Origin of the sequence: Gilliamella sp. Fer4-1 (assembly GCF_001690515.1) — a bacterium.
Classification (GTDB): domain Bacteria; phylum Pseudomonadota; class Gammaproteobacteria; order Enterobacterales; family Orbaceae; genus Gilliamella; species Gilliamella apicola_C.
Genome location: NZ_LZGZ01000119.1, coordinates 1 through 4757, shown reverse-complemented (window position 1 = coordinate 4757; position 4757 = coordinate 1). Strand labels below are relative to the sequence as shown.

At 35.9% G+C, this 4757-nt stretch carries 4 protein-coding genes; 3 read left to right on the top strand and 1 reads right to left on the bottom strand.

Annotated elements, in window-relative coordinates; translation table 11 throughout:
- Nucleotides 1-378 (top strand): hypothetical protein (locus tag A9G30_RS12885; RefSeq protein WP_176700840.1); only part of this gene is annotated, 378 nt, incomplete at its 5' end.
- Between the two features lie 70 nt (nt 379-448).
- Here the strand turns inward: A9G30_RS12885 and satP are convergent.
- Nucleotides 449-1027, bottom strand: a complete 579-nt coding sequence (satP, locus tag A9G30_RS04290; protein WP_065583215.1) for an acetate uptake transporter — start codon at nt 1025-1027, stop codon at nt 449-451.
- 231 nt (nt 1028-1258) lie between these two features.
- Between satP and dnaK the strand changes: the two genes are divergently transcribed.
- Entirely contained in the window at nt 1259-3178 is a 1920-nt protein-coding gene (dnaK, locus tag A9G30_RS04285; protein ID WP_065583214.1) for a molecular chaperone DnaK, read from the top strand.
- A gap of 127 nt (nt 3179-3305) precedes the next feature.
- Nucleotides 3306-4436: a molecular chaperone DnaJ gene (gene dnaJ, locus A9G30_RS04280; RefSeq protein WP_065583213.1), complete on the top strand. Its 1131-nt coding sequence runs from the start codon at nt 3306-3308 to the stop codon at nt 4434-4436.
- Nucleotides 4437-4757 lie beyond the last annotated feature (321 nt).

The window sequence follows — 4757 nt, the reverse complement described above, 5'->3', positions numbered from 1 at the left end:
ATAGCTTTTGTTTTATGTGATGGTGGCAATAGTAACCAATATGGTTTAAAAATGTTGGAAAACTATTCTAACCAAATGAAAAACAAAAAATTTATTTTTATCGATAGTATTGGCAATGGTAACAAGTTAATATTTCTAAAACCGCAACAATCAAATCTACAACTAAAAAATATTACTTTTTACAGTGACAAAATGGAAACACAACTACCTAATTACATCATGATCACATCGGGTGATATAGATGAAAATGGTAAAATTGTTATAAAAAATGCCCATAGCGCAAAAGATAACTACTTGTCGGATAAAGTGATAAACAAACATACTCAATCCCTGCTTGAAATAAGTCGAGCATTGATAAGTAGCAATAATGATAAATAGTAGAGGTAACGTTATTGTGAAGATAAGAAATCACCCCAACCAAAATAATTAGGTAGGGGTGATACACCAATTAATGCGCAACGCCTTTTGGTGCACCAATCGGTAAAATAGTACGACCAAATTGCTCATTAATCACTTCTGCCATTGCCAAATAAACGGCACTTGCTCCACAAATAATGCCTTCAAAACCAGCAATATGAATAATACTATGATTACCTGAAATATTACCAATAGCTAATAAAGCAAATAAAATGGTTAAACTCGCAAAAACAAATTGTAATGCTCTATTACCTTTTAATGTACCAATAAACATAAACCCAGTAAAAATGCCCCATAAAGCAAGAAAAATACCAACAAAAGTTGCATCAGATGGTGCTGTGGCAGCAGAGGTCGGTAAATACCAAATGCCCACTAACGCAATCCAAAAGAAGCCATAAGACGTAAATGCTGTAGTACCAAACGTATTGCCTTTTCGAAATTCTAAAATGCCAGCAATGACTTGTGCAAGACCACCATAAAAAATACCCATCGAGACAATAACCGTCATAGCAGGGAAAAATCCTGCATTATGAATATTTAATAAAATTGTTGTCATACCAAACCCCATTAAGCCTAAAGGGCCAGGATTTGCAAGTTTTGTTTGTTCCATAAGGATCCTATAAATTAAGTTTGATGATTAAAAAGAGCGGCAATAATAAGTGCAGAAAACGCGATAATCAAGATTTCAGGAAAAATTATTTTTTATCACCCCTTGATATTAATAATAATGTTCCCATTTATGTGAAAACAAAAACATTTCTTTGTGAAATTAAGGGCTTGAAAATTCATATTTAAACCCTATATACAAGGAATAAATTACAGATTTTTAGGAGAATAAATTATGGGTAAAATTATTGGTATTGACTTAGGAACAACAAACTCATGTGTTGCTGTAATGGACAATGGTCAAGCAAAAGTATTAGAAAATGCAGAAGGCGATCGCACAACTCCTTCGATTATTGCTTATACCCAAGATGGTGAAACATTAGTTGGTCAACCAGCAAAACGCCAAGCTGTAACCAATCCACAAAACACCTTATTTGCAATTAAACGTTTAATTGGTCGTCGTTTTGAAGATGCTGAAGTGCAACGTGATGTTAGCATCATGCCATATAAAATTGTGAAAGCAGATAATGGCGATGCATGGGTTGATGTTAAAGGTCAAAAAATTGCACCACCACAAATTTCTGCTGAAGTATTAAAGAAAATGAAAAAAACAGCAGAAGACTATCTTGGCGAAGCTGTTACTGAAGCAGTAATTACAGTTCCAGCTTATTTTAATGATGCTCAACGCCAAGCAACTAAAGATGCAGGCCGTATTGCTGGGCTTGATGTTAAACGCATTATCAACGAACCAACAGCTGCAGCACTCGCTTATGGTTTAGACAAAGATGTCGGCAACCGCACTATCGCTGTTTATGACCTTGGTGGTGGTACATTTGATATCTCAATCATCGAAATCGACGATGTTGATGGTGAAAAAACCTTTGAAGTATTAGCAACAAATGGTGATACACACTTAGGTGGTGAAGATTTCGACTCACGCTTAATCAATTATTTAGTTGACGAATTTAAACGTGAACAAAACTTTGATTTGAAAAATGATCCACTTGCTATGCAACGCTTGAAAGAAGCAGCAGAAAAAGCAAAAATTGAATTATCATCTGCTCAACAAACAGATATTAATCTACCGTATATTACAGCTGATGCAAGCGGTCCAAAACATTTAAATATTAAAGTAACACGTGCAAAACTTGAGTCTTTAGTTGAAGATTTGGTTAAACGCTCAATGGATCCTGTAAAAACAGCATTACAAGATGCAGGTCTTTCTGTTTCTGACATTAAAGACGTTATTCTTGTTGGTGGCCAAACACGTATGCCAATGGTTCAAAAAGCGGTTGCTGACTTCTTTGGTAAAGAGCCACGTAAAGATGTAAACCCTGATGAAGCGGTTGCTGTTGGTGCTGCTGTTCAAGGTGGTGTACTTGGCGGTGATGTTAAAGATGTTTTATTACTTGATGTTACACCATTGTCTTTAGGTATTGAGACTATGGGTGGTGTGATGACAGCGTTAATTGAAAAGAACACAACTATCCCAACTAAACATAGCCAAGTGTTCTCAACTGCTGAAGATAATCAATCAGCCGTAACTATTCATGTATTACAAGGTGAGCGTAAACGTGCGGGTGATAATAAATCATTAGGTCAATTCAATCTAGATGGTATTCAACCTGCACCACGTGGTATGCCACAAATTGAAGTGACATTTGATATTGATGCTGATGGTATTTTACATGTATCGGCAAAAGACAAAAATACAGGACGCGAGCAAAAAATTACGATTAAAGCCTCTTCAGGATTAAGCGAAGAAGAGATTCAAAAAATGGTAAATGATGCGGAAGCTAATGCTGATGCAGACCGTAAATTTGAAGAACTAGCTCAAACTCGTAACCAAGCCGATCATCTTGTTCACTCAACACGTAAACAAGTGACTGAAGCTGGTGATCAGTTATCAGCTGATGATAAAAAAGCAATTGAAGATGCCGTAAGCGCTTTAGAAGTTGCCGCTCGTGGCGAAGATAAAGCAGAAATTGAAGCAAAAATTAATGCATTAATGGAGGCATCTAAAAAATTGCTTGAATTAGCACAACAACAAGCCCAAGCAGCTCAAGGTGCGGGTCAAGCAAATAGCGGAAGCTCTACTGCGCAAGATGATGTTGTTGATGCAGACTTCAAAGAAGTTGATGGTGATAAAAAATAGACATTAACTAAAATGTTTTTTAATGAGTTATTTCAACAAGTTTTAAACATATAACAAGTTAAACGGGCGCGAGGTAACTCAAGCCCGTTTAGTTCTTTATGAAAAGAAACAAAAATAAAGGTTAATTATGGCGAAGAAAGATTATTATGAAACATTAGGCGTTAGTAAAAGTGCTAGTGAAAGCGAGATAAAAAAAGCCTATAAACGTCTAGCCATGAAATATCATCCTGATAAAAACCAGGATAATAAAGACGAAGCTGAAGCAAAATTCAAAGAAGTAAAAGAAGCCTACGAAATCCTAACTGATCCACAAAAAAAGGCGGCTTATGATCAATATGGTCATGCGGCATTTGAACAAGGGCAAGGAGCAGGATCTGGTGGTTTTGGCGGATTTGGTGGTTTTGGTGGTGGAGCATTTGACGATATATTCAGTGATTTTTTTGGTGGAGGTAGAGGGCGTAGTCAAACCACTTCTCGGGGTAATGACTTACAATACAATATCACCCTAACATTAGAAGAAGCCGCAGCCGGTGTTAGTAAAGAAATTAAAGTACCAACTTGGGTAAGTTGTGATACTTGCCATGGACAAGGAGCTGAAAAATCATCGGATGTGGTGACGTGCAATACTTGTCATGGTTCAGGTGTTGTACAAATGCGACAAGGTTTTTTTGCCGTGCAACAAGAGTGCCCAACTTGTCATGGGCGAGGAAAAGTTGTAAAAAATCCATGTAAAAAGTGTCATGGTGAAGGTCGTGTACAAAAAACGAAAACACTTTCTGTTACTATTCCAGCCGGTGTTGATACAGGTAATCGTATTCGACTTTCTGGCGAAGGTGAAGCAGGTTTAAACGGAGCACCTGCAGGCGATTTATATGTACAAATGCAAGTTAAACCACATGCTATTTTTGAGCGAGATGGTACAAACCTGCATTGTGAAATCCCGATTAATATTGCACTCGCATCACTTGGCGGGGAAGTTGAAGTACCAACGCTTAATGGTAAGGTCAGCTTAACGATTCCTGCTGAAACACAAACAGGAAAAATGTTCCGACTACGTGGTAAAGGCATTAAATCGTTGCGCGGTAGCACTATCGGTGATCTTTACTGTCATGTTGTGGTTGAAACACCAGTCAACTTAACAAGCAAGCAAAAAGAATTGCTAAAAGAATTGGCTGAAAGCTTTAAAGCTGACAAAAGTTCTAAACACAGTCCCAAAGAAAAAAGCTTTTTTGACAAAGTGAAAAAGTTTTTTGAATAAAAAAATCACAGCTGAAATAATAGCGAGATTAGGCTACTAATCTCGCATTTAAATTATATAACATTTTTTAATTTAAATATTTTTAGTTTTTCTACTTTGATAAAATAAAGTTTCCTTACAACAATATTTTCATTAATAATCTTATTAGATAATCGATAGTTATTAACTTTAAATGAATGTAGTATACATTAGTTAAATTATTAATATTAGTTATGTATGATTTTAATGGCATGAAGGGAATAATATATATGTTTTTTAAAAATTTTTGGAAAAAATCACCTCCTAATATTAAAGACATACCAAAAGAGCAACAAAGCTCAC

What these genes read in the sequence shown, in the direction of transcription:
- satP (WP_065583215.1), bottom strand. Translation starts at nt 1,027, where the DNA reads ATGGAACAAACAAAACTTGCAAATCCTGGCCCTTTAGGCTTAATGGGG.
- dnaJ (WP_065583213.1), top strand. Translation starts at nt 3,306, where the DNA reads ATGGCGAAGAAAGATTATTATGAAACATTAGGCGTTAGTAAAAGTGCT.
- dnaK (WP_065583214.1), top strand. Translation starts at nt 1,259, where the DNA reads ATGGGTAAAATTATTGGTATTGACTTAGGAACAACAAACTCATGTGTT.